The sequence below is a fragment of the Mesorhizobium sp. WSM4833 genome (assembly GCF_055811095.1).
This window is the reverse complement of the sequence record NZ_JBVVQG010000006.1, coordinates 26,173-48,738: the sequence shown is the minus strand read 5'-3', so window position 1 is coordinate 48,738 and position 22,566 is coordinate 26,173. Positions and strand designations below refer to the sequence as shown.

Genomic DNA, 22,566 nt, shown 5'->3' with positions numbered 1-22,566 from the left:
TATCGTGAGTTTGTCACAGGTCTAGACCAAAGCCGCCGACTTTGGAACCTTTAGGGCGAGATGAATTCATCTCGCCGGGGAAAACGCTTTCACGTGTCCAGACCGGCGATGACGCCGGCGAGCACGGCCAGCAATTCACCGCTGCCGGCAGCAAGGGCGCCGTGACGAGTCACCTCGCCGGCATAAAGTGGAGCGCGGCCATGCTGGTCGAGCAGCTGGCCGCCGGCCTCGCGCAGGATGAGGTCGGCCGCTGCAATGTCCCAGTCATGCGCGTTCGGCTTGACGAAAGTGGCGTCCAGCGCGCCATTGGCGATCATGGCCAGCCGATAGGCGAGCGAAGGGCTGTAAGGCGCCCGCTTCAGCCGCGCCTGCCATTCGGCAGGCATCAGGTCGGTCAACTGCTTCAGCCCGGAAATCTCGGCCGTTTCGGCCAGCTTGCGAACCGCAATGCGCTTGCCGTTGCGGAAAGCACCCTGGCCGGGCAGCGCCCAATAGGTCTCCTCCATCGCCGGGCATTCCAGCACGCCGGCCAGCGTGCGGCCATGCTCGACGACGGCGACGCTGACGCACCAGGTGCGCTGGCCTTCCAGGAAACCGCGCGTGCCGTCGATCGGGTCGACGACGAAGGTGCGGCGTGCCGAAAGCCGGACCGGATCGTCAACTGTCTCTTCCGACAGCCAGCCATAATCGGGCCGCGCCGCCAGCAGCGTTTCGCGCAGATAGGCATCGGCGGCGTGGTCGGCCTCGCTGACCGGCGATGTGCCGCCCTTCATCCAGACTTGCGGGCTGTTGCCGAAGTAGCGCATGGCGATCAGCCCCGCCTCGCGGGCGGCATCGCGCAGCAGCGGCAAGTCTTCGGTGGCTCCGGCAGTGGTCAGGTCATGCTCCGGCAAGGGTCATGCCTTCGATCAGGAGCGTCGGCGCCGCGGTGCCGAAATTGCGGTCGAGGTCATCGGCCGGCACCATGTTGAGGAACATCGTCTTCAGGTTCGAGGCGATGGTGACCTCGGCGACGGGATAGGCCAGTTCGCCATTCTCGATCCAGAAACCGGAAGCGCCGCGGCTGTATTCGCCGGTGACCATGTCGACGCCCTGGCCGAACACCTCGGTGACGTAGAAGCCGGTCTTGAGCGATTTGATCAGCTCTTCCGGCGACCGCTCGCCGGGTTCGATGGCGAGATTGGTGGAGGATGGCGTAACGGAGGAGCCGCTGCGTGCGCCGCGGCCGTTGGTGACGAGGCCCAGCTCCCTTGCAGCCGAGGTCGACAGGAACCAGTGGTTGAGCACGCCCTTCTCGACCATCAACAGCTTTTCGCCCTCGACGCCTTCGCCGTCGAACGGACGCGAGGCCTGGCCACGTCGCCGGAGCGGCTCGTCGGTGACGGTGATGGCGGAGGCGGCCACCTGCTTGCCCATCATGTCGCGCAGGAACGAGGTCTTGCGCGCGACCGAGGCGCCGTTGATGGCGCCGGCGAGATGGCCGGCGATGCCGCGCGCGACGCGTGGGTCGAACACCACGTTGACCGGCCCGGTCGCCGCCTTGCGCGCGCCGATGCGGCGCACGGCGCGCTCGCCGGCCTTGCGGCCGATGTCCTCGGGCGCATCGAGATCTGCAAAATGCTGGCGCGAGGAGAATTCATAGTCGCGCTCCATGCCGGTGCCCTCGCCGGCGATAACGCTGGCCGAGCGCGAAAAACGCGAGCCGACATAGTGGCCGAGGAAGCCGTGTGAAGTGGCCAGCACCAGGCCGCCCAGCCCGGCACCGGCGCTGGCGCCGGCCGAATTGGTCACGCCCTTGACGGCAAGCGCTGCCGCTTCCGCCGCCAATGCGGCTTCCTTCAACTGGTCTGCCGACACTTCGGTGGCGTCGAACAGGTCGAGATCGCGCGTCTGTTTGGCGAGCAATGCCGGATCGGCCAGCCCCTGATAGGGATCCTGCGGCGACACTTTCGCCATCGCCACGGCGCGCTCGGCCAGTGTTTTCGGGTCGGACGCCGCCGTCGCCGAGACACTCGCCACCCGGCCGCCGACGAAAACGCGAAGCGCCACATCCTCGCTTTCGGAAGCTTCGGTAGCCTCGACCTTGCCGAGACGCACCGACACACCGGTCGAGCGGCCGCGCACGGCCACCGCGTCGGCGGCATCGGCGCCGGCCTTTTTGGCAGCCTCGACCAGGGCCGCGACGCGGTCGGTCAATTTTGCTGCGTCTGATATGTCGGTCATGCCTGAAATCCTGCTGGTGCGGCCGGTGTGCGGCCGTTGCCCACCCATCTATTGTTCCGGTCCGGCTTGTGCAATGGCATAGGCTTCAATCAAAATGCGGGGCGGACGGTTCAAACCGCGAACCCTGTGACGCAAAATCGGTTCGCAGCCTGCACGGAGCATTTCGATGACGCCTTTCCATCTCGCCTTCCCGGTCCGTGATCTCGATGAAACCCGCGTTTTCTATGGCGAGGTGCTGGGCTGCGCGATCGGCCGCTCGTCAGCGACCTGGGTCGACTTCGACCTCTACGGTCACCAGATGTCGGCGCATCTGCGGCCGCAGGCCGCACAGGCCCCCAGCGACGGCAAGGTCGACGGCATTGTCGTGCCGATCCCGCATTTCGGCGCGGTGCTCTTGATGGACGACTGGCAGCGCCTGGCGACACGGCTGGAGGCGCGCGACGACATCGACTGGCTGGAACGGCCGATGGTCCGCTTCAAGGGCGAGCCCGGCGAACAGGCAACGCTGTTCATCCGCGACCCCTCGGGCAATGCCTTGGAATTCAAGGGCTTTCGCTCGCTGGAGCAGGTTTTCGCGCACTAGCTCAGATCGAGGGCATCCATCGATCAACGGCCGAAACGGCCCGCCGCGAAAGGTGCGAGCCGAGCCGGATCGCCGCGTCCGCCGATCAAGTCGGCGACCAGCCGCGCGGTGATCGGAGCCAGCGTCAGGCCGAGATGGCCGTGCCCGAAAGCATGAATTACGCGGGAGCTGCCGCGCGAAGCGCCGATGACCGGCCTGGAATCCGGCAGGGACGGCCGGAAGCCGAGCCATTGCGAGGCAGGCGAGCCGAGCCTGGGAAAAATTTGCCTGGCGCCACGGTCAAGCAGCGCCAGCCGGCGCGGATTTGGCGGCGCGACCAGGCCGCCGAGTTCGACGGTGCCGGCGACCCGCAAGCGGCCAGCCATCGGCGTCAGGTAGAAACCAAGATCGACGGGACAGACAGGTCGGTTGAGCAGCGGCGCGTCGGTCTGGAATTCCAGATGATAGCCGCGCTCGGTCTCGAGCGGAATCCTGTCGCCGGCCTGCGCGGCCAGTGCGCGCGACCGTGCACCGGCGGCGATCACCACCGTGCCAGCCTTGATGCGAACGCCGGGTCCGCTGAGCTGGACACCGTCAGCCTCGATCTGCAGCCCGGTGATCTCTGCCTGCTTCACCGATGCACCACGGGCACTCACCGCGCCTAGCAACCGCCGCATCACCATTGCCGGATCGGTGACATTGATCGAGTCGGGAAAATACACGCCATGCGCTGCTGTCGCCGGCAGGCCCGGCTCAAGCACCGCCACCTCTTCGGGAGTCAGCACCTCTTGGTGGATGCCAAACCCAGCGCGCATTGCCCGGCCGCCGGCGCCAGCGGCAAAATCGCTCAAGCGGCGATAGAGGTAAAGACAGCCTTTGCGGCGTATCTGGTCCTCCAGCCCGGCCTCCCCGACCATGTCTTCCCAGGCTGGAAGGGCGTCGGCCAGCAGTCCGGCGAGCGCCAGTGCATTGGCCCGGGTGGCCGCCGGCAGCGATTGCCGCATGAACCGAACGAGCCATGGCGCCAGCTGCAGCAGCGCCGGCCAGCGCAGCGAAAACGGGCTGTCGGAATCAAGCAGCAGCTTTGGCAATGCCCGCAGCACCGCAGGAGTGCCGACCGGCATGCAGGCATATTCGGCGATCGTTCCAGCATTGCCGAACGACGCGCCGGAGCCCGGCTCGTTCGGATCGATGAGCAGGACTTCGCGGCCGTCGGCGACAAGGCGAAGTGCCGTCGCCAGCCCGACAACTCCGGCGCCGACGATGGCGATTTCGACCGTTTCAGAAGCAGCCACTGTAGATCTTCCCGATTGACCCTGAAATCCAGTACCGATCATGTGGTCTCTTGGTTCGGGGTCACGGTCCAGTCTTGATCCCTGGAATCGAATAGGCCAGATCTTTCCGCCCTCAGGCGACAGGCGTCCAGATCACGTCCTCGATTTTTTGCGCGCCGGTCGCCAGCATCGCCAGCCGGTCGAAGCCGAGTGCGATGCCGCTGGCCGGCGGCATGATGGCAAGGGCTGAGAGAAAATCCTCGTCCAGCGGATAGCGCTCGCCATAGACGCGCTGCTTCTCGTCCATCTCGATAACAAAGCGCCGGCGCTGCTCGTCGGCGTCGGTCAGTTCGCCAAAGCCGTTGGCGAGTTCGACGCCGCAGCAATAGAGCTCGAAACGCTCGGCGACGCGCGGGTCGCGCTGGCTCGGCCGCGCCAGTGCCGCCTCGGCGACGGGATATTCGCACAGGATGGTCGCGCGGCCCTGCCCGAGAAATGGCTCGACCTTTTCCACCATCACCCGGCTGAACAGATCGGCCCAGCTGTCGTCGGGCGCGGTGCGCAGGCCGACATGGGTCAAGGCGGCGTGCAGCGCGTCGCGGTCGGTGCTGCCGTCGGCGGCGACCGTGGCCAGCAGGTCGATGCCGGCATGGTGGGCGAAAGCGTCCGCCACCGTCAGTCGTTCCGGCTCGGCAAACGGATCGCAGTCGCGGCCCCGGAAAGAGAAAAGAGTCGCCCCTGTCCTTGTCGCGGCCAGCGCCAGAAAGGCCGCACAATCCAGCATCAGGCTCTCATAGGCCTCGCCCACCCTGTACCATTCGAGCATGGTGAATTCGGGATGATGCAAGGGGCCGCGCTCGCGGTTGCGATAGACCGGACCGAAGCTGAAAATCCTGGTTTCACCGGCGGCGATCAACTTCTTGCAGGCGAATTCCGGCGAGGTGTGGAGATAGAGTGGCGCCCTTGCACCGTCCGGCCCGACCGCTTCCGTGGCGAAAGCCGCCAGATGCGCCTCATTGCCGGGCGAGACCTGCAGCGCCGCCGTTTGCACCTCGACGAAATCATGGGCGGCGAACCAGTCGCGCAGGCCGGCGGCGATGCCATTGCGCAGCATCAGCCGCGGGCGGCGGTCGGCGTGAACGTCAGGCGTCCACCAGGGCGAAGCTTCGGTCATGCGGCTCGGAACATGGTGGAAGGGGGCTGGCGGCGGCGGCCAAGATGCGGTAGGCCCCCATCCAGCGCCGCACTAGCCGGCAAACGCCAGTCAACTCTTCTTGCAGGATTTAAAACCGTGGTGAAAGTCATCGCCAGTTCGCTCCGCAAAGGCAATGTCGTCGACAAGGACGGCAAGCTTTATGTGATCCTCTTTGCCGAAAACATCCACCCAGGCAAGGGCACGCCGGTAACGCAGCTCGACATGCGCCGCATCGGCGACGGGGTGAAGGTTTCGGAACGCTACCGCACCACCGAGCAGGTCGAGCGCGCCTATGTCGAAGAGCGCGAGCACACCTTCCTCTACCGCGACGGCGAAGGCTTTCACTTCATGAACCCGGAAACCTACGACCAGGTGGCGGTGTCGGAAGCGGTGGTCGGCGACATGGCGCCTTACCTGCTGGAAGGCATGGCCGTGCAGGTGTCGCAGTTCAACGGCATTGCAATCTCCCTGGTGCTGCCGCAGCGCGCCACCTTCGAAGTGGTGGAAACCGAGCCGACGACCAAGGGACAGACGGCCTCGTCGTCCTACAAGCCGGCCGTGCTGTCCAACGGCGTACGCACCCTGGTGCCCCCCCACATCGCGCCGGGCACCCGCGTGGTGGTGATGACGGCGGATGGGGCTTATGTGGAGCGGGCGAAGGACTGAGGGGGTTCTTCCCGCCCAAACGACCAAACGCCTCCAAGCAAAGCCTTCCCATGGACGGGGCAGCTTTGACCGCTTATTGCTTGAAGCAGTGCTCGCGGTGCCATTGCAAGAAATGAGGATGCGGGCGTTCGAGCTGTCGGCGAGGCGGAAGCGCGCGGCGCGTCTTGTTTATAAAGCCCTGCACACTGTCTAAGTCATTGACCTGTCTGGAGATCAGGATTTCCAAATCGTCCGACAGGCTGATCAATCCACGGTCGAACATCCAATGCGCAGTGCCGGACAGTGCGATCCCATTGTTGACGACATCAGGCCCGTTCGCCTCGACCGGTCGAATATGTGCAGCAGAAACTTCTGCCCGGCCGCCGCCATTTATCAGCTTGAGACCCGTGATTGCGCAGCGCTCGTCATAAGCGCGTAAGACGACGCGACGGAAAATGCGGTCCCGCACGATTCGCGATCCGATGTAGCTTACGCGATCACGACTCTGCTCGAATTCGAATGGCGCCTGCTCATCCTGAAAGCCGGCAGATATGCCGACCTCATCAACGCGCGGCAGCAACAACTCATTCGTATCCAGGCCCAGATCGATGATGCGGTTGAAGTCATTTGCGCTAAGTGCACGGACTGCAGATTGGGCACGGCCCGAAATCCGTCCTTCATCGTTGAGCAGGCCTCGCTCGACGAGACCATCAGATCCATTAAATGGAACAGGATTGACGAAATCGAGGTAGGTTCCGGGCTCAATCAGCGCGAGGTACATGTCTGATATCACAGGATCAGGGATGATCTGCTGGACTTTCGCTACAGCGTAATAGCCCCGTGTATCGTTTACCTTGCTGGGCTCGTAGTAGATGATCCACTTGCCGACACACGCCTCAACGCGGCGCAGATACGGACGAGGAAACTGGTATTGCTCTGCGGGGCGATCATTGTACCGCGAATCCGAGCGATGAATGAAAACCCCGAATTCCATGATCTTCCTGCAATGCGCTCTTGGGAATAATAACTACTTCAGATGTGGCATCAAAATCCGAACTTTGCGGTTTAGTCCAGGCCGGTCGCACTTCCCCGTGGTATCGGTCTTTCGCAGGCTCGCGCTGAAAGCGCCACCCTGCAACGAAGCGCAGCGATATATTTTATGAAGCGTGTCGCAATGACCCTGCGCGGTCCGTCCTTTGAGCGAAGAAGGAGAACGCCATGCGAAAACTTATCGTCACCGAATTCATCAGCGTCGATGGCATTGCCGAGGTCGAGAAGCTGCCAAGCGTGACCTGGAACGACGAGATGAACAGGTTCAAGGAGGACGAGCTTGCCGATAGCGGCGCCATGCTTTTGGGGCGCACGACCTATGAGATCTTTGCCGGCTCCTGGCCGACGGAAACCGGAGATTTTGCCGACCGGTTCAACGCGCTGCCAAAATATGTCGCCTCAAACAGCCTGAAGGCGCTCGACTGGAAGCCTGCCGAATTGCTGAAGGGACCGCTGCCGGAAGCGGTCAGGACGCTGAAGCAAGGCAGCGGCGGCAACATCTATGTGCATGGCAGCCTCAGCGTCGCGCAGGAATTGCTGCGCCATGGCCTGGTCGACCGCGTCAGGCTGCTCAGTTATCCCGGCACCGTCGGCCAAGGCAAGCCGCTGTTCCCAGGCGGCGAACCGGTGTCGCTCGAACTGATTTCTGCGATGCCGTTCAGCAACGGCGTTGTGGCGCTGGAGTATGCGCCGGTGGCGGCGAAGTCGTAAATCGGTTGGAGCCTTTCAGATCGAATGGGGAAGATGCATCCTCACCCGACCTGCTTGCCCCGTCTCCCCTCGATGGCGGCGCTATTCCGCGCCTCCACCGCCTTCTCCACCTGCCGCTTCAGTTCGTCCTTGATATCCACCGTCTCGTTCATCAGCGCGTCGATCTTCAGGAAATCGAGGACGCGGTATCTCGACACTGCCGGGCGGACCAGGATGTCGGGGCGGCATTGCTTCAGCTTGTTGGCGATGATCGACTGCATCATCAATTGCGTGGCGCCGAACATCAGGTCGACGGAGGTCGGCTGTTTGCGGTCGGCCTCTTCCGGTGCGCCGACGACGTCGACGCCGATGATGATGTCGGCGTCGTTCTCGATCAGGTCGAACGGCACGGGGTTGTAGATGCCGCCGTCGATCAGCAGCCTGCCGTCTCGCATCACCGGACGGAACACGGCGGGAATGGCCGCTGACGCCGCCAGCGCGGAGTGCAGGTCGCCGTCTTCGAAGACGGCCAGCTTGTGACCGAAATAGTCGGTCGCCGTCACCTTCAGCGGGATTTTCAGCTCGGCAAAGGTTTCGGGGATGGCCTCGGGCAGAAAGGCTTTCAGGATGCGCTCGACATTGAACTGGCTGACGCGGATGCCGTTCTGCATGGCTTCGGCTATCGTGCCCGGCCGCGCCCGCCACATGCGGCTGGCCACCTCGGCGCGGCGGCCGAGGATAGAGCGGGCGTAGTCGTGGATGTCCTTGCCGGCCATGCCTGATGCCATGCCGGCGCCCATGATGGCGCCGATCGACGAGCCGGCAATCGCCACCGGCTTGATGCCGAGCTCGTCCAGCGCCTCGATGACATGGATATGCGCCAGCCCGCGCGCGCCGCCGCCGCCGAAGGCGATGCCGAAGGTGGGGCTCATCCCTTGCCGGCTCCAGCCAGTTTCGGGCCGATGATCATGATGGTCGGCTCGGTGGTCAGCAGCTTTTTCGCCGCCGCCTTGACCTGTTCGAGCGTCACCGCGTTGATGTAGCCGGCGCGGCGCTGCATGTAGTCGATGCCGAGATCGTCGAGCTGCAACTCGACCAATGTCGAGGCGATGGCGCTGGACGAGTCCAGATTGTTGATGGCGTAGGCGCCGATCATGTATTTCTTGGTCGCCGCCAGTTCCGCTTCGGTCGGGCCTTGTTCGGCCAATTGCTTGACGACATCGCGGACGATGCCAAGCGTCTCGGCCGCACGGTCGGACCGGGTGCCGGTGCTGACGATCAGCGCGCTGGCGTGGTCCTGGTTGATGAGCGAGGAGTTGACACTGTAGGCCAGTCCGCGCTTTTCGCGCACTTCCTGGAACAGGCGCGAGGTGAAGGTGCCGCCGCCGAGGATCTCGTTCATCAGCACGGCGGGGAAGAAATCCGCCGCCTTGCGCTTCACGCCGGGAAAGGCGAGCTGCAGGGAGGTCTGCGGCAGGTCGTAGTCGACCTCGATATGCTGCGCCAGCTTCGGGTCGATATCGGCCACAGGCCTCAGCGCCTGGTTCTGCGGCAGGTCGCCGAACACCATGTCGAGCTTCTTCTTCAGCGTCTCCGCGTCGATGGCGCCGACCACGGCGACATGCAGGCCGCCGCGCGCGAACACCGCTTTGTGCAGGGCTTTCAGATCATCGGACGTGATGGCGGCGATGCTTTCCTTGGTGCCCTGATCGGAGCGGGAATAGGGATGGTCGCCATAGAGGGCGCGCGCCCATTTGTTCTGCGCCACCGTGTCCGGGTCGTTTTCGCCGGCGATGATGCCGGACAGGATCTGGGAACGGATGCGGTCGATCGGCAACTGGTCGAAGCGCGGCTCGTTGACCGCCAGCCGCAGCAGGTCGAAGGCCTGGTCGCGCTGCTCGGCCAGCATGCGCATCGAGCCGTAGATGCCGTCGCGGCTCTCGTCGAAGCTCATCTCGGCGCCGGCATCGTCGAGCTTGATCTGGAAGTCTTCACTATCGAGCGGGCCGGCGCCTTCGTCGAACAGGCCGGTCATCAGATTGGCCAGTCCTTCCTTGCCGACAGGATCCTGCGTCGAGCCGCCGCCAAAGACGAAGCGGATGGCGACGACCGGCACGGAATAATCCTCGACCAGCCAGGCGGTGATGCCCTTTGGGGAGGTGACGGACTGGATCTCCATGGCCCGCGCGGTGAGCGCCGGCAGGATGAGGAAGAGGATGGAGAGAAAGAGGGTGGTGAGGGCACGCCATGCGGCAATCGTCGGCAGCGACCAATCGCGGAAGCCGGCGCTCCCCCTCACCCAGCCTCCGCTTTGCTCGGCTGACCTCTCCCCGACGGGGAGAGGAGCTTGCCAGCGCTGGCGCCAGCCTCTTCTCCCCAGCGGGGAGAAGGTGGCCGCGAAGCGGCCGGATGAGGGGGCTGCCTCGCTCACGGGGATCGAATTCATCATCAATTCCCCGCCTGTTGCTGCGGCAAGAGATAGCCGGTCGTCGACCGGGCGAGCACCAGATAGCGCGCGGCGACCGCCTTGACCTCGTCTGCGGTGACCTTGCGGATGCGGTCCGTCCATTGCTGGACGTCCTGCACATTGCCGCCGGTGGCCAGCGTCGAACCGTAGATGTTGGCCATGGAATCCTGCTTGTCGCGGGCAAAGATCATCGACCTGACATAGCGGTCCTTGGCCTTTTCCAGTTCCGATGGCGTCACGCCATCCTTGACGATGCGCACCACCTCCGCATCGACTGCCGCTTCGACGTCGGAAATCCTGGCATCGCCGCGCGGCGCGCCGTAGACGGTGAAGTTGGTGTCGTCGAGCATGGTGCCCTGGAAAAAGGCGCCGGCGCTGGATGCGATACCTTGCTGGACGACGAGCGCCTGGTACAGCCGGCTGCGATTGCCGCCGCCGAGGATCTCCGCCAAGAGGTCGAGCGCTTCCGCCTCGCCCGGCTTTCCCGAATGATAGGACGGCACCACCCATCGCGTGGAAAAGCTCGGCACGCTGACGCGCGCGTCGGAGAGCGTGACCGTGCGCTTGGTGTTCTGCTCCGGCTCGACCGGGCGGATGCGGGGCGGCAGATCGGGGCCGCGCGCCACCTTGCCATAGGTCTTTTCGGCCAGCGCCCGCACCGTGTCCGGTTCGACATCGCCGGCGACGATCAGCACGGCGTTGTTGGGCCGGTAGTATTTGTCGTAGAAGGCGGTGGCGTCGACGCGGTTCAGCTGCTGCATCTCCTGCATCCAGCCGATGACCGGAATGCGATAGGGCTGGTTCTGCCACAGCGTCGCATCGACCTCCTCGTCCAGCACAGCCTCGGGGCTGTTGTCGATACGCGAGCGGCGCTCCTCGAGGATGACGTCGCGCTCGGTCTTGATGACATCGTCGGTGAGGATGAGGTTGCGCATGCGGTCAGCCTCGAAGCTCATCATCAGCTCGAGCGCCGACGGCGCCACCGTCTCGTGGAAAGCGGTGTAGTCATAGGAGGTGAAGGCGTTGTTGGATCCGCCGATATCGGAGACGGCGCGGTCGAACTCGCCGGCCGTATGGTTGGTCGTTGCCTTGAACATCAGATGTTCGAAGAAATGCGCGATGCCGGATTTGCCGGGCGGCTCGTCGGCGCTGCCGATCTTGTACCAGACCATGTGGGTGACGATCGGCGCACGGTGGTCGGGAATGACGACCACCTCCATGCCGTTGTCGAGCAGGAAATCCGTGACCTTGAACTCGGCCGGAACCGTGTTGGGCAAGACGGGGCTCTCGGCCAGCACCGGGCTGGTCGTGACAAAAGCCAAGGAGGTCGCCAACAGCGTTCCCCGCAGCCATTCAATCCTGGATGTCATCAACGGCTCCGGTTCTGTCGACAGACGATAGGCAAGGTGCTGGCGACAAGCAAAGTGATTTGTTGATCATGTTGCCGGCAAAGGCGGCGGCAAAGAGGCCGGCCCATGGATGCCCGGCCAAGGATACGAGGCGTATCAGGACGCCTCGATGAAGCGGATGACGGTCTCGCCATAGTTGCGTTCGTCCAGCACCGAAAAGCCGGGGCCTGGCTCGAAGGACGCCACCGCGGCCTCTTCGACCACGCACAGCGCGCCGGGGCGAAGCCAGCCGCCGGCTTTGGCCGACTGCAAGGCGCGCTCGCCAAGGCCCTTGCCATAGGGCGGGTCGGCGAAGACAAGGCCGAACGGCGCCAGCGTGCCGGCCTCGCCGAGGCCGGTGGCATCGCGGCGGAAGATCTTGGTGCGGCCGGTCAGCCCGAAGGCCTCGACATTGTCGCGGATCAGGCCACGGCCTTCCGCCGATTCCTCGATGAAGACACCGTAGGAGGCACCGCGCGACAGCGCTTCGAGTCCCAGCGCGCCGGTGCCGGCGAACAGGTCGAGCACGCGTGCCCCGTCCAATTGCTCGGCAAAGCGATGCGCCAGCACGTTGAAGACCGCCTCGCGGGTACGATCGGTCGTCGGACGGATGGCGCTCGAGCGCGGCGTCGCCAACGGACGCCCGCGAAACTCACCACCGACGATTCTCATCTCGCTTTGGGGCCTCGGGGACCGTTGCGCGGACGCTCACCGCCGCCAGCCCCGCCCGGACGTTCGCCGCGCGGCTTGCCGAACGGCTTTGCACCGGCCGGTTTGCCATAGGTCGGTTTGAACGAGGCCTTGCGCGCCTTGGCGTCAGCCGCCTTGGCGGCGTCAGCTTCGGCCCTGCCCTTGCCGATCGGTCGCGCGCCTGGCGCCATCCAGACATTGGCCTTGCGCTGGCCGGGCGGCTCGATCGGCCGCTGCTCGCGCTCGGACTTTTTGCCACCGCCCGGCTTGCCACCAAAAGCACCACGCGGCTTGTCGCCGAAGCCACCGCGCGGTTTGTCGCCGAAATTGCCGCGCGGCTTGTCGCCAAAGCTGCGTTCGGGACGCGGGGCGCGTTCGCCAAAACTCTTCTCAGCGTTTCTGTCGGGGCTTGTCGACAATTTGCCCAGAGCCTCATCGCGGCTGCCTTCGCGGCGCTTGCGATTCTTGATCAACCCGCCCTCGCCGATCGGGCGGCGCTCGCCATCGCGGGTGAATTTCGGCCGTTCCGGCTCCGGCTCGCGAACTTCGGTGCGCCGCACCGGCTTGTTGGAAAACGGCTTGGTGACATCGGCGTCGAAATTGGCGCCGGATTCCTCGACCAGGCGCTCGCCAAGCTGGTCGCGCAACACCCTGCCCTTGATTTCCAGCACATGGCCCTCGGCGAGGTCATCGAGTTGGAACGGCCCGTAGGAGATACGGATCAGCCGCGTCACGTCGAGGCCGAGTGAACCCAGGATGTTCCTGACTTCGCGGTTCTTGCCCTCGCGCAGGCCGATCGTCAGCCAGGCATTGGTGCCTTGCTCGCGATCGAGCGTCGCTTCGATGGCGCCGTAAAAGACGCCGTCGACGGCGATGCCTTCGCGCAGGCCGGCAAGCGCGCTTTCCTCGACCTTACCGTGGACGCGCACGCGGTAGCGGCGCAGCCAGCCGGTGGCCGGCAGTTCGAGCACGCGCGACAGGCCGCCATCATTGGTGAGCAGCAGCAGGCCTTCGGTGTTGATGTCGAGCCGGCCGATGGTCATCAGCCGCGGCAATTCAGCCGGCAGCACGTCGAAGACAGTCTTGCGGCCCTCGGGATCGCGGTTGGTGGTGACGACGCCGGCCGGCTTGTGGAACAGGAACAGCCTTGTGCGCTCGATCGGCGGGATTTCCATACCGTCGAGATGGATGATGTCATCAGGCATCACGTTGAAGGCCGGTGAAGTCAGGGCGCGGCCATTGACCTTGACGCGGCCGGCGGCGATCAGCTCCTCGGCATCGCGGCGCGAGGCGAGGCCGGCGCGGGCCAGCCGCTTGGCGATGCGCTCGCCTGCCTCTTCCGCAGCCTCGGCGGGACGCGGGCGTGGCTTGAAGCTGCCGCCTGACGCGCCTTGCGGCCGATCGTTGAAATCCCGCTTCGGGCGATCGCCGAAGTCACGCTTGGGGCGGTCGGCGAAGTCACGCTTTGGGCGATCGCCGGCGTCACGGGGGGCGCGGTCACCGAAATCGCGCTTGGGACGGTCGAAGCGCTTTTCGCCGCCCGCTGCCGCCCCAGCCGGCCGGTCGCCCCGCGGTGCATAGGGTTTGCGTGGCCCTTCGCGCTTCTCGTAGGGCTTGCGCTCGCCTTCAGCGGCCACCGGGCGGTCGCCGCGCGGTGCGTAGGGCTTGCGCGGTCCTTCGCGCTTTTCATAGGGCTTGCGCTCGCCTTCGGCGGCCATTGGGCGATCGCCGCGCGGCGCATAGGGCTTGCGCGGCCCTTCGCGCTTTTCAAAGGGCTTGCGCTCGCCTTCGGCGGCCGTTGGGCGATCGCCGCGCGGCGCATAGGGCTTGCGCGGTCCTTCGCGCTTTTCAAAGGGCTTGCCTTCGGGACGCGGGCCTTTGCTGAAAGGCTTGTCGCCGCCCTTGAAATCGCGCTTCGGCCGCTCGCCATCGGCAGCCATCGGCCGGTCGCCACGCGGTGCGTAAGGTTTCTTGGCGCCAAAGGACGGTTTGCCGCCCTTGCCCGCGGCGCCATCGCGGCTGCGCGGTCCCGCGGCTTTCGGCCCACTCTTGGCCGGCCCCTTCCTGGGTCGGAATTTCTTGTCGTTGTCGTCCATGTGGCCTTTATCCGTTTGCGCTGCTACAGCGTGGCGCATCCTTTCGGGCGCGCAACGAACGCTGTAGCACTTTTGATGTGGCGCATGATCATTTTCGAAAACCGAGTCCCGATTTTCGAGGTCATGCGCTCCATAACAGGATCACCGTCAGGTGGCGAGGAGATAATCGGAGTGGAAATCGCGTGAAGCGGCCCGATTTCATGGCGCTGGCGCTGAAGGAGGCCGAAGCTGCCGCCTTGCGAGGCGAAGTGCCGGTCGGCGCCGTCATCGCCAACGGCGCTGGTGTTGTCGCCAGCGCCGGCAACCGCACACGCGAACTTGCCGACCCGACCGCGCATGCCGAGATGCTGGTCATCCGCGAAGCCTGCCGCAAACTGTCGGCCGAGCGGCTGACCGGGCACGATCTCTATGTGACGCTGGAGCCTTGCGCCATGTGCGCCGGCGCCATTTCCTTCGCCCGGCTGCGCCGGCTTTATTTCGGCGCCGCCGACGACAAGGGCGGCGCTGTGGTCAATGGCGTGCGCTTCTTCGCCTCGCCGACCTGCCACCACGCGCCCGACATCTATCCGGGCATGGGCGAGACCGAAGCAGGCCTGCTGCTTAAAGGATTTTTTCGGGAGCGGCGCGGCTGAAGCGGGCGCTACGCCCGGCGACACAATTCGGTGTTCTTACAGCCAATCGAACCAGCCGCTGCCCTTCTTGCCTTCCGCCTCTTTCTTGAGACGGCGTTCCTTCTTGTACTCGTCCTCGCCAAGCTCGTTCTGCGGCGCGGTGCCGGCCGCGACACGATACTGCACTGGAGGCTCGCTCAGATATTTGCGGGTGTTCGGATCGCCCTGCTTGCTGTCGGCGAGGCGACGCTGGATCTCGGCGGCACGGCCTTTGTCGGAATCGGCCGGTGTCCATGCCGGCGGGTGGCTCGAGCCTGACTCCGCCATCGCCCTTTTCACCGAGGCCGGATCGGTTTGCACGTCGTCGACGATCTCCGACTGATAGGCCGGGTCGTTCTGATGGGCGGTGGCATCGGCCCGCAAGCGGGCGCGGCGCTGCTCGGGCGATTCGGGCCATTCGGCGCTCGCCGTCTCGATGCTGTCCTGCGGGGCCGGCAGCGCTTCCTTCTGGCCGGGCGCCGGCTTTACAAGCGTCGGACGCGGCTTGTAGTCGATCTGTTCCTTGCGCTTCGGCGCAAATGAAAAGGCGCCTGAAATATCGCCGGCCAGCTGTTCGCCGGCGGTCTTGTCGGTGCCGTAGGTCGGAGAGCCCATGCAGCCGGACAAAGCGAGGCCCGACGCGACAAGCGGCGCCAGCAGCGCCAGGCGCGCATTATATCTCTCGGTCATGCCAAAAAGTCCCACTCTAGACAGCCTCTCGATTGCCACCAGCCTTCTGGCCGGTCCCCATCGTCCAAGCACTTGCGACGGAAATCCGGCGACAATTTGTCTTCCGGAGTTTTCGCGTGTTTACCTCAACCACTCGTTAAGGGCAACGCGCGGGCGTTTTTCACCCGCCCGGCGTGGCATTTGTGCACCGATCAAGCTGGCCGGCCGGCCTGTCAAAGCCGGCCAAGCGCCTTCAATTCATGCAGCACCGCCGCATCCCTGGCCGAAACATCCGGGTATTCCGGATCCTGGCCGATATCGGCGGTGTAGCGCCATGAGCGTGCGCATTTTAACAGGCCGCGATCCTCGGCCTTCTCGACCACCACGGCGACACCCCTGACGTCGTCGATCGCGAAGGCACCAGCCGGTGCCTCGCCATGCGCGATGACCAGATCGCTGGTGATCGCCATCTCGGCCATGTCGACATCTGAAATCGCCGCTTCGAGCGCTGCATCGTTGATGGTGACGACCGGCACCGCTTCCAGCGACGATCCGATCACCTTCTGGGCGCGCGCGATCTCCAGCGCGCCGGTAACGACGCGCCGCACCTGCCGCACCTGGCGCCACTTTTCCGCCAGCGCCTCGTTCTTCCAGTCCGCCGGGATTTGCGGAAACTGGTCGAGATGCACCGAGACCGAGTCGGGATGACGATCGAGCCAGGCCTCCTCCATGGTGAAGGGCAGCATCGGCGCCAGCCATTTCACCAGGCAATCGAAGAGATGGCGCACCACCTGCACGGAAGCCTTGCGCTTCAGGCTCGACGGCGCGTCGCAGTAGAGCGCGTCCTTGCGGATGTCGAAATAGAACGCGGACAGCTCGACCACCATGAAATCGAGCAGCATGCGGGTGATGCGCTTGAATTCGAAGGCGTCGTAGCCCGAGCGCACGACCTCATCGAGCTCGGCCAGCCGGTGCAGCATCAGCCGCTCCAGCTCCGGCATCTTCTCCAGCGGCACCTCTTCGCCATCGTCATGGGCGAGTGTGCCGAGCATCCAGCGGATGGTGTTGCGCAGCTTGCGGTAGGCATCGATGTTGGTCTGCAGCACGTTCTTGCCGAGCCGCTGGTCCTCCCAGTAGTCGGTCGTCACCACCCACAGACGCAGGATATCGGCGCCCGACTGCTTGATGACGTCCTGCGGCACCACGGTGTTGCCGAGCGACTTCGACATCTTGCGGCCATCCTCGTCCATGGTGAAACCATGGGTGACGACAGTATCGTAAGGCGCCCTGCCCCTGGTGCCGCAGCTTTCCAGCAGCGAGGAATGGAACCAGCCGCGATGCTGGTCGGAGCCTTCGAGATAGACGTCGGCCGGCCATTTCAGGTCAGGGCGATCCTCCAGCGTGAAGACATGCGTCGAGCCCGAATCGAACCAGACGTCGAGGATGTCCATTACCTGCTTCCATTTGGAGGCATCGTGATTGCCAAGGAAACGCTCCTTGGCGCCAGCGGCGAACCAGGCGTCGGCGCCCTCCTTCTCGAAGGCGTCCATGATGCGCTGGTTGACCGCTTCGTCCTTCAGCACATTGCCGTCGACATCGGCGAAGACGGCGATCGGCACGCCCCAGGCGCGCTGGCGCGACAGCACCCAGTCCGGGCGCTCCTCGATCATGGCGCGGATGCGGTTCTGGCCGGCGGCGGGCACGAAACGGGTTTCGTCGATGGCCTTGAGCGCCCGGCTGCGCAACGTCGAGCCGTCGCCGAGGTCCTTGTCCATATAGACGAACCATTGCGGCGTGTTGCGGAAGATGATCGGTTTTTTGGACCGCCATGAATGCGGATAGCTGTGCTTCAGCCGGCCACGCGCGAACAGCGCGTTGCGTTTGATCAGCTCGTCGATGACGGCCTGGTTGGCGTTGCCCTTCTTGCCGTTGTCGTCGATGACGCGCGCCGGCCCACCCTCGCGGTCCGGTCCGAAACCCGGCGCGTCCTTGGTGAAGAAGCCGCCATCGTCGACGGTGAACGGGATGGCGGGATCGATGCCGCGTGCACGCAGATCCACCGCCGCGTCCATCCAGGCGTCAAAGTCCTCGCGGCCGTGTCCGGGCGCGGTGTGGACGAAGCCGGTGCCGGCATCGTCGGTGACATGGTCGCCGGCGAGCATCGGAGCGGCAAATTCGTAGCCGCCGCCCAAGCCCTTGAGCGGATGTGAAAGCGTAAGGCTTCCAAGCTCTTGCGCCGAGACGCTGCGGAGACGATTCAAGGTGACCTTGGCCTTGGCCGAGGAGTCTTCGGCCAGTGCGTCGGCAAAGATCAGCTTTTCGCCCGGCTGCGGGCCGAACGCGTTCTCGGCTGCCGTGACCTCGTAGAGGCCATAATTTATACGCGGCGAATAGTTGACGGCGCGGTTGCCTGGGATCGTCCACGGCGTCGTCGTCCAGATGACGACGTGGGCCTGCAGCAGATCGAGGGCGCCCTCCGTCAGCTTGGTCTGGCCATCGTCAATGGGGCGGACAAGGCTGGCGACCGGAAACTTCACCCAGATCGTGTCGCTCTCATAGTCGTGGTACTCGATCTCGGCCTCGGCCAGCGCCGTGCGCTCGACCACGCTCCACATCACCGGCTTGGAGCCGCGATAGAGCTGGCCCGACATGGCAAATTTCAAAAGCTCGCCGGCGATGCGCGACTCGGCATGGAAAGCCATCGTGGTATAGGGGTTCTTGAAGTCGCCGATGACGCCGAGGCGCTGGAACTCGGCCCCCTGCACTGTGATCCAACCCGCGGCGAATTCGCGGCATTCCTTGCGGAACTCGTTAACCGGCACCTCGTCCTTGTTCTTGCCCTTGGCGCGGTACTGCTCCTCGATCTTCCATTCGATCGGCAGGCCGTGACAGTCCCAGCCGGGCACATAGTTCGAGTCGTAACCGCGCATCTGGAACGAGCGGGTGATGACGTCCTTGAGGATCTTGTTCAGCGCATGGCCGATATGGATGTTGCCATTGGCGTAGGGCGGGCCGTCATGCAGCACGTATTTCGTGCGGCCGGCAGCGCTCTCGCGCAGCTTGCGGTAGAGATCCATGTCCTGCCAGCGCTTGACCAGCAGCGGCTCCTTCTCCGGCAAGCCGGCGCGCATCGGGAAGTCCGTCTGCGGCAAATAAAGCGTCTTGGAATAGTCGATCGTTTCAGTTGTGTCGGTCATTGGTCTGCCATGTGCATTGCCCGGCGGGCGTACAAGCTCGGGCGTGAACTATCATGTTATGAAAAAAGCGCGAGGGGCGCGCAGAAACTCCCGGCGGCTCCGGCGGCGCTCAGGCCACCCGGAACACCGGGCCTGTAATTCGTATCGCGATCGCGAAAAGGCGCGAAAAGCTGGTCATGGCTGGGCTTTTAGCCGAAGCCACGGCAGGAATAAAGCGTCTCTCGTTCGATTCACCTACATCGTGAAATCGAAGCGGTAGGTGGTCGACACGCCGACCGTGAACTGGTTGCGGTCGCCACGCTCCTTGACCAGGCTGGAATCGGCCGCCGGTCCCATCAGGCGTGAATATTCGCCAAACAGGCTGGCGGTCATCGGCTCGGTCACCTTCCAGGTTATGGCGCCGCCAAGACCGGTCGATTTCAGCCCGCCACCGGGATGGTATTCGCTCAGGCCGGAGGCCACCGCTTCCTGCGCGTTGACGCCATAATAGGCGTCGAAATAGTTGCCAGAGGCGAAGGAAACACGCGGTCCTCCCGAAATCCTGACGGTCGGCGTCACGTCGTAAAAGGCATCGGCGGCGATGTCGGCGACAAAGCCGTTGTGGGCGCGAATGCCGTGGCGCAGCTCGGCGCGGGCGCGCAGCCAGTCCGTCGGATAGAATTCGAAGAAGCCGCCGACTTCGCCGCCCCAGCGCACCGGATCGAGGCCCTTCAGTTCATCGGCGTTGTCGTCGTCGCGGGAAAACAGGAACTTGCCGGTCAGGCCGGCGCGGACACCGCCATCGTCGACCAGCGCCAACGAGATGTTGTCGTTGCGCGAGACAAAGCGTGCCGCCGGTCCGGCCTTGCCCAATGAGATGATGGGTTGGGCGCTCAGCATGTATTTCCTGCCGCCCTCGAAATTGGGCGCGACCAGGCCGGTGGCGCCAACGGTCAGATACCAGTCGCCGGACAGCCAGCTGCCCTCGCCCGCATTGGCAGCGCCCACTCCACCCAGCACCGCAGCGGCCAACACAAGAGAGATTCTTCCGACCGGACTCATGGCCACTCCACTAACACGACACACACGATTACCGATGACAGCTTTGACGGCCGTTTGGTAAAATTTGATTTAAACCCGAGACATACGCTCGCGCTTTGCCGGGATCCCCCTGCCGGTCATCGACTGGACGTTGGCCCGCGCCCGGATTACCTTCCATCCGCAGTATTCCGCAGCCCTCGATGGAGACCGCGACAATGACCCTGCATGGCGATGCCCTGAAAATCGCGATCGAACAGACACGGACAAAATGGGGATGGTTTGTCGCGCTCGGTGTGCTGCTGCTCATATTCGGCGGCATTGCCTTCGCCAACCTGTTCGTCGCCACGGTGGCTTCCGTCTACGTCGTGGGATGGCTGATGCTGATGGCGGGCATCATCGAGATCGTGCACGCGTTCGGCGTCAAGACCTGGAGCCGCTTCTTCTACTGGCTGCTCAGCGGACTGCTGTACGCCGTTGCCGGCTTCTTCGCTTTCGGCAATCCGCTGCTTGCCTCGGCGGTGCTGACGTTCCTGCTGGCGATTGCGCTGGTCGCGTCAGGGGTGCTCAGGGCCTGGGTCGGCTACAGCCATCGGCCGGAACGCGGCTGGGGCTGGATCGTCGCTGCCGGTGTCATCACCGCGCTTGCGGGCCTGATCATCGCCATGGGCTGGCCGGTCAACAGCCTGTGGGTGCTCGGTCTGTTCCTGGCGATCGATCTGATCTTCCAGGGCTGGACCTTCATCGCCGTTGGCCTAGCACTGAAGAAGTAGCTTAAAATGCCATCGCAGCGTCGAGGTCGGAGAGCGGCCTGACGCCGGCAAGCAGCGCGCGTGCCTCGGCTTCATCGCGCTTCATCTGCGCGACCAGCGCGTCGAGCCCCCCGAACTTCACCTCCGGACGCAGGAAACCGAAGAAGGAAACCTGACAAACCTCGCCATAGAGGTCACCAGAGAAATCGAAGACAAAGGTTTCCAGCAGCGGCGCGCCGTTGTCGTCGACTGTCGGGCGTCGGCCAAAGCTGGCGACGCCGTCGTGGAGCGTGCCGTCGGCGCGGCGGAAGCGGACGGCATAGATGCCCTCCTTGAGTGCGGCTTCAGCCGACAGCCTCATATTCGCGGTTGGAAAGCCAAGGGTGCGGCCAAGCTGCTGTCCGCCGACCACCTCGCTTTCGACGGTGAACCGGTAGCCGAGCAGACCGGCGGCTTCAGCCACCTCACCCTCGCCCAGCAATACGCGGATGCGGCTGGACGACACCACCTCGGCGCCCTCGTCCCGGAACGCGTCGACGAGCGTGACGCCGAAGCCATGACGCTCGCCGGCCGCCATCAGGTAGGCCGGGCCGCCCTGACGATCCTTGCCGAAATGGAAGTCGAACCCGGTCACGGCGTGAGTAATGCCGAGGTTCGTCTCCAGCACATCCGTCACGAACGCTTCCGCCGACAGCGAGGCGAAGTCGCGCGTGAACGGCTGCTCGACCAGCGCGGCAAAGCCTAGCAGCGACAGCAGCCGCGCCTTCATAGGCGGCGGCGTCAGCACGAACAACGGGATATCAGGCCTGAAGATCTTGCGCGGATGCGGTTCGAATGTCAGCACCAGGGCCGGCACGCCGCGCCGTCCTGCCTCCGCCGAGGCTCGCTCGAGCACCGCCTGATGGCCGCGATGGACGCCATCGAAATTGCCGATCGCCACGACGCCGCCGCGCAGGTCGGCGGGAAGCGGCGCGGTTGCCAGGATGCGCTGGAAGGCTGCCATCGTCACCTACCGAAGTCTGGGAATGACGGCCACCGGACCATAGCCATGCTTTTCCAGGAAGGCCGCCAATCTTGCCGGATCCGGTTGCAGGGCATCGCCATAGTCGCGGGCATGGATACCGCCGGAGACATAAAGAACATCGAAGCCATTGTCGGCGGCGCCCTTCACATCGGTCATCATGCCGTCGCCGATGGCCAGCACCTGGCCGCGCTCGACCGGCTGGCCAAGAATCTCGGCAACCTCCTTCATCGCGAGATTGTAGATCGGCGCGTAAGGTTTTCCGGCGATCAATGTGCGGCCGCCGAGCTGGGCATAGTCACGCGCCAGCGCGCCGGCACACCAGATGATGCGTTCGCCACGTTCGACCACGATGTCGGGATTTGCGCAGATGAAAGGCAGGTTCTTGGCGCGCAGCCGCCGCAGGAGCTCCGTGTAATCCTCGGGCTTCTCGACCTCGTCGTCGAACAGGCCGGTACAGACGACGCCGGACGCCTCGAACTCCTCGACAAGCTCGACATCGAGACCCTCATAGAGGGTGAAGTCGCGGTCGGCGCCGATGTGGAAAATCTTGCGCGGCCCTTCGGCGATCAGATCCCGGGTCACGTCGCCTGAGGTAACCACCCGGTCGTAGGCTGACTGTGGAACACCGATCGCGTTCATCTGCGCCACGACATCGGCACTTCTGCGCGGCGAATTGGTGATCAGGACGACGGGGATTTTCGCCTCTCGAGCCCTTGCCAATGCGGAGGCTGCCACAGGGAAATGCGTTTCGCCATTATGGACCACGCCCCAGACGTCGCACAGGATTGCCGAATAGGCCTTCGACACGTCTTCGAGCGAGCCGATGATTTCAGGCGAATCCGCCATGCCGTTTCCTTCAGTCATGATCGTTGCGACCGCCACGACAGACGGTTCGCCGCAGCCGGTTCGGATTAGCCGAACCATTCCGGCCTGTCACCAGCTTTCGCCAGGCACGATTGGTTAGCGGTTGGTGAAGC

General features: G+C 64.4%; 20 protein-coding genes. 5 read left to right on the top strand and 15 right to left on the bottom strand.

The features are described 5' to 3' along the window. Nucleotides 1-89: 89 nt before the first annotated feature. Complete coding sequence (locus AC0L2D_RS13250; RefSeq protein ID WP_473541274.1) at nt 90-893, bottom strand: 3'(2'),5'-bisphosphate nucleotidase CysQ; 804 nt, start codon at nt 891-893, stop codon at nt 90-92. Next, the gene (locus AC0L2D_RS13245) at nt 880-2,223 is read right to left on the bottom strand and encodes a TldD/PmbA family protein (protein ID WP_063171858.1); all 1,344 of its coding nucleotides are present in this window, start codon (nt 2,221-2,223) and stop codon (nt 880-882) included. Before AC0L2D_RS13245 ends, AC0L2D_RS13250 begins: the two co-directional genes overlap by 14 nt. A gap of 166 nt (nt 2,224-2,389) precedes the next feature. On the opposite strand from AC0L2D_RS13245, the gene AC0L2D_RS13240 reads away from it, so the two are divergent. After that, nucleotides 2,390-2,806 (top strand): VOC family protein, encoded by a 417-nt coding sequence (locus tag AC0L2D_RS13240; RefSeq protein WP_013532348.1) that lies wholly within the window; start codon nt 2,390-2,392, stop codon nt 2,804-2,806. Nucleotides 2,807-2,829: 23 nt separating this feature from the next. On the opposite strand, the gene AC0L2D_RS13235 is transcribed toward AC0L2D_RS13240, so the two are convergent. Together AC0L2D_RS13235 and epmA are read right to left on the bottom strand one after the other, a co-directional pair. Continuing rightward, nucleotides 2,830-4,080: an NAD(P)/FAD-dependent oxidoreductase gene (locus AC0L2D_RS13235; protein ID WP_473541272.1), complete on the bottom strand. Its 1,251-nt coding sequence runs from the start codon at nt 4,078-4,080 to the stop codon at nt 2,830-2,832. A gap of 112 nt (nt 4,081-4,192) precedes the next feature. Next, nucleotides 4,193-5,233 (bottom strand): EF-P lysine aminoacylase EpmA, encoded by a 1,041-nt coding sequence (gene epmA, locus AC0L2D_RS13230; RefSeq protein WP_473541270.1) that lies wholly within the window; start codon nt 5,231-5,233, stop codon nt 4,193-4,195. Between the two features lie 117 nt (nt 5,234-5,350). On the opposite strand from epmA, the gene efp reads away from it, so the two are divergent. Beyond that, a complete protein-coding gene (gene efp / locus AC0L2D_RS13225; protein WP_013532351.1) occupies nt 5,351-5,920 on the top strand; it encodes an elongation factor P in 570 nt (189 codons plus the stop codon). Between the two features lie 73 nt (nt 5,921-5,993). On the opposite strand, the gene AC0L2D_RS13220 is transcribed toward efp, so the two are convergent. Beyond that, nucleotides 5,994-6,893 (bottom strand): HNH endonuclease, encoded by a 900-nt coding sequence (locus tag AC0L2D_RS13220; RefSeq protein WP_224673020.1) that lies wholly within the window; start codon nt 6,891-6,893, stop codon nt 5,994-5,996. Between the two features lie 224 nt (nt 6,894-7,117). Between AC0L2D_RS13220 and AC0L2D_RS13215 the strand changes: the two genes are divergently transcribed. Further along, nucleotides 7,118-7,660, top strand: coding sequence for a dihydrofolate reductase family protein (locus AC0L2D_RS13215; RefSeq protein WP_473541268.1), 543 nt, complete (start codon nt 7,118-7,120; stop codon nt 7,658-7,660). 41 nt (nt 7,661-7,701) lie between these two features. Here AC0L2D_RS13215 and AC0L2D_RS13210 read toward each other — a convergent pair whose 3' ends face one another. The 5 genes from AC0L2D_RS13210 to AC0L2D_RS13190 all read right to left on the bottom strand — a co-directional run bounded on the left by AC0L2D_RS13210 (nt 7,702) and on the right by AC0L2D_RS13190 (nt 14,280). Next, nucleotides 7,702-8,571: a patatin-like phospholipase family protein gene (locus AC0L2D_RS13210; RefSeq protein WP_473541266.1), complete on the bottom strand. Its 870-nt coding sequence runs from the start codon at nt 8,569-8,571 to the stop codon at nt 7,702-7,704. Continuing rightward, nucleotides 8,568-9,938, bottom strand: coding sequence for a M16 family metallopeptidase (locus AC0L2D_RS13205; RefSeq protein WP_473541264.1), 1,371 nt, complete (start codon nt 9,936-9,938; stop codon nt 8,568-8,570). Before AC0L2D_RS13205 ends, AC0L2D_RS13210 begins: the two co-directional genes overlap by 4 nt. Nucleotides 9,939-10,087: 149 nt before the next feature. After that, entirely contained in the window at nt 10,088-11,476 is a 1,389-nt protein-coding gene (locus tag AC0L2D_RS13200) for a M16 family metallopeptidase (protein ID WP_473541262.1), read from the bottom strand. Nucleotides 11,477-11,611: 135 nt separating this feature from the next. Then, nucleotides 11,612-12,166, bottom strand: coding sequence for a 16S rRNA (guanine(966)-N(2))-methyltransferase RsmD (rsmD, locus tag AC0L2D_RS13195; protein ID WP_013532356.1), 555 nt, complete (start codon nt 12,164-12,166; stop codon nt 11,612-11,614). After that, nucleotides 12,163-14,280 (bottom strand): pseudouridine synthase, encoded by a 2,118-nt coding sequence (locus AC0L2D_RS13190; protein ID WP_473541260.1) that lies wholly within the window; start codon nt 14,278-14,280, stop codon nt 12,163-12,165. The genes rsmD and AC0L2D_RS13190 overlap by 4 nt, the downstream gene beginning before the upstream one ends. Before the next feature lie 182 nt (nt 14,281-14,462). On the opposite strand from AC0L2D_RS13190, the gene AC0L2D_RS13185 reads away from it, so the two are divergent. Continuing rightward, on the top strand, nt 14,463-14,912 hold the full coding sequence (locus tag AC0L2D_RS13185) for a nucleoside deaminase (RefSeq protein ID WP_013532358.1): 450 nt from the start codon (nt 14,463-14,465) through the stop codon (nt 14,910-14,912). Between the two features lie 36 nt (nt 14,913-14,948). Here the strand turns inward: AC0L2D_RS13185 and AC0L2D_RS13180 are convergent, their stop codons facing one another. From AC0L2D_RS13180 to AC0L2D_RS13170, 3 genes are all read right to left on the bottom strand, one after another. Then, nucleotides 14,949-15,620: a hypothetical protein gene (locus AC0L2D_RS13180; protein ID WP_013532359.1), complete on the bottom strand. Its 672-nt coding sequence runs from the start codon at nt 15,618-15,620 to the stop codon at nt 14,949-14,951. A 212-nt stretch (nt 15,621-15,832) separates the two neighbouring features. Continuing rightward, nucleotides 15,833-18,796 carry an isoleucine--tRNA ligase gene (gene ileS / locus AC0L2D_RS13175; protein WP_473541258.1) on the bottom strand — a complete coding sequence of 988 codons (2,964 nt, stop codon included), beginning with the start codon at nt 18,794-18,796 and terminating at the stop codon, nt 15,833-15,835. Between the two features lie 234 nt (nt 18,797-19,030). After that, the gene (locus AC0L2D_RS13170) at nt 19,031-19,837 is read right to left on the bottom strand and encodes a MipA/OmpV family protein (RefSeq protein WP_063171846.1); all 807 of its coding nucleotides are present in this window, start codon (nt 19,835-19,837) and stop codon (nt 19,031-19,033) included. A 194-nt stretch (nt 19,838-20,031) separates the two neighbouring features. Here AC0L2D_RS13170 and AC0L2D_RS13165 point away from each other — a divergent pair, with 194 nt between their 5' ends. Next, nucleotides 20,032-20,586, top strand: coding sequence for an HdeD family acid-resistance protein (locus AC0L2D_RS13165; protein WP_013532362.1), 555 nt, complete (start codon nt 20,032-20,034; stop codon nt 20,584-20,586). Between the two features lies 1 nt (nt 20,587). Here the strand turns inward: AC0L2D_RS13165 and AC0L2D_RS13160 are convergent, their stop codons facing one another. Together AC0L2D_RS13160 and AC0L2D_RS13155 are read right to left on the bottom strand one after the other, a co-directional pair. Continuing rightward, nucleotides 20,588-21,568 (bottom strand): bifunctional riboflavin kinase/FAD synthetase, encoded by a 981-nt coding sequence (locus tag AC0L2D_RS13160; RefSeq protein WP_473541256.1) that lies wholly within the window; start codon nt 21,566-21,568, stop codon nt 20,588-20,590. Between the two features lie 6 nt (nt 21,569-21,574). Next, nucleotides 21,575-22,435 carry a TIGR01459 family HAD-type hydrolase gene (locus AC0L2D_RS13155; protein WP_473541255.1) on the bottom strand — a complete coding sequence of 287 codons (861 nt, stop codon included), beginning with the start codon at nt 22,433-22,435 and terminating at the stop codon, nt 21,575-21,577. Nucleotides 22,436-22,566: the final 131 nt, after the last annotated feature.

Excerpts from the sequence above, each read along its gene's own strand:
- AC0L2D_RS13245 (WP_063171858.1), bottom strand. The coding sequence starts at position 2,223 with ATGACCGACATATCAGACGCAGCAAAATTGACCGACCGCGTCGCGGCC.
- AC0L2D_RS13240 (WP_013532348.1), top strand. The coding sequence starts at position 2,390 with ATGACGCCTTTCCATCTCGCCTTCCCGGTCCGTGATCTCGATGAAACC.
- epmA (WP_473541270.1), bottom strand. The coding sequence starts at position 5,233 with ATGACCGAAGCTTCGCCCTGGTGGACGCCTGACGTTCACGCCGACCGC.
- AC0L2D_RS13220 (WP_224673020.1), bottom strand. The coding sequence starts at position 6,893 with ATGGAATTCGGGGTTTTCATTCATCGCTCGGATTCGCGGTACAATGAT.
- AC0L2D_RS13215 (WP_473541268.1), top strand. The coding sequence starts at position 7,118 with ATGCGAAAACTTATCGTCACCGAATTCATCAGCGTCGATGGCATTGCC.
- AC0L2D_RS13210 (WP_473541266.1), bottom strand. The coding sequence starts at position 8,571 with ATGAGCCCCACCTTCGGCATCGCCTTCGGCGGCGGCGGCGCGCGCGGG.
- AC0L2D_RS13200 (WP_473541262.1), bottom strand. The coding sequence starts at position 11,476 with ATGACATCCAGGATTGAATGGCTGCGGGGAACGCTGTTGGCGACCTCC.
- rsmD (WP_013532356.1), bottom strand. The coding sequence starts at position 12,166 with ATGAGAATCGTCGGTGGTGAGTTTCGCGGGCGTCCGTTGGCGACGCCG.
- AC0L2D_RS13190 (WP_473541260.1), bottom strand. The coding sequence starts at position 14,280 with ATGGACGACAACGACAAGAAATTCCGACCCAGGAAGGGGCCGGCCAAG.
- AC0L2D_RS13180 (WP_013532359.1), bottom strand. The coding sequence starts at position 15,620 with ATGACCGAGAGATATAATGCGCGCCTGGCGCTGCTGGCGCCGCTTGTC.
- ileS (WP_473541258.1), bottom strand. The coding sequence starts at position 18,796 with ATGACCGACACAACTGAAACGATCGACTATTCCAAGACGCTTTATTTG.
- AC0L2D_RS13170 (WP_063171846.1), bottom strand. The coding sequence starts at position 19,837 with ATGAGTCCGGTCGGAAGAATCTCTCTTGTGTTGGCCGCTGCGGTGCTG.
- AC0L2D_RS13165 (WP_013532362.1), top strand. The coding sequence starts at position 20,032 with ATGACCCTGCATGGCGATGCCCTGAAAATCGCGATCGAACAGACACGG.
- AC0L2D_RS13160 (WP_473541256.1), bottom strand. The coding sequence starts at position 21,568 with ATGGCAGCCTTCCAGCGCATCCTGGCAACCGCGCCGCTTCCCGCCGAC.
- AC0L2D_RS13155 (WP_473541255.1), bottom strand. The coding sequence starts at position 22,435 with ATGGCGGATTCGCCTGAAATCATCGGCTCGCTCGAAGACGTGTCGAAG.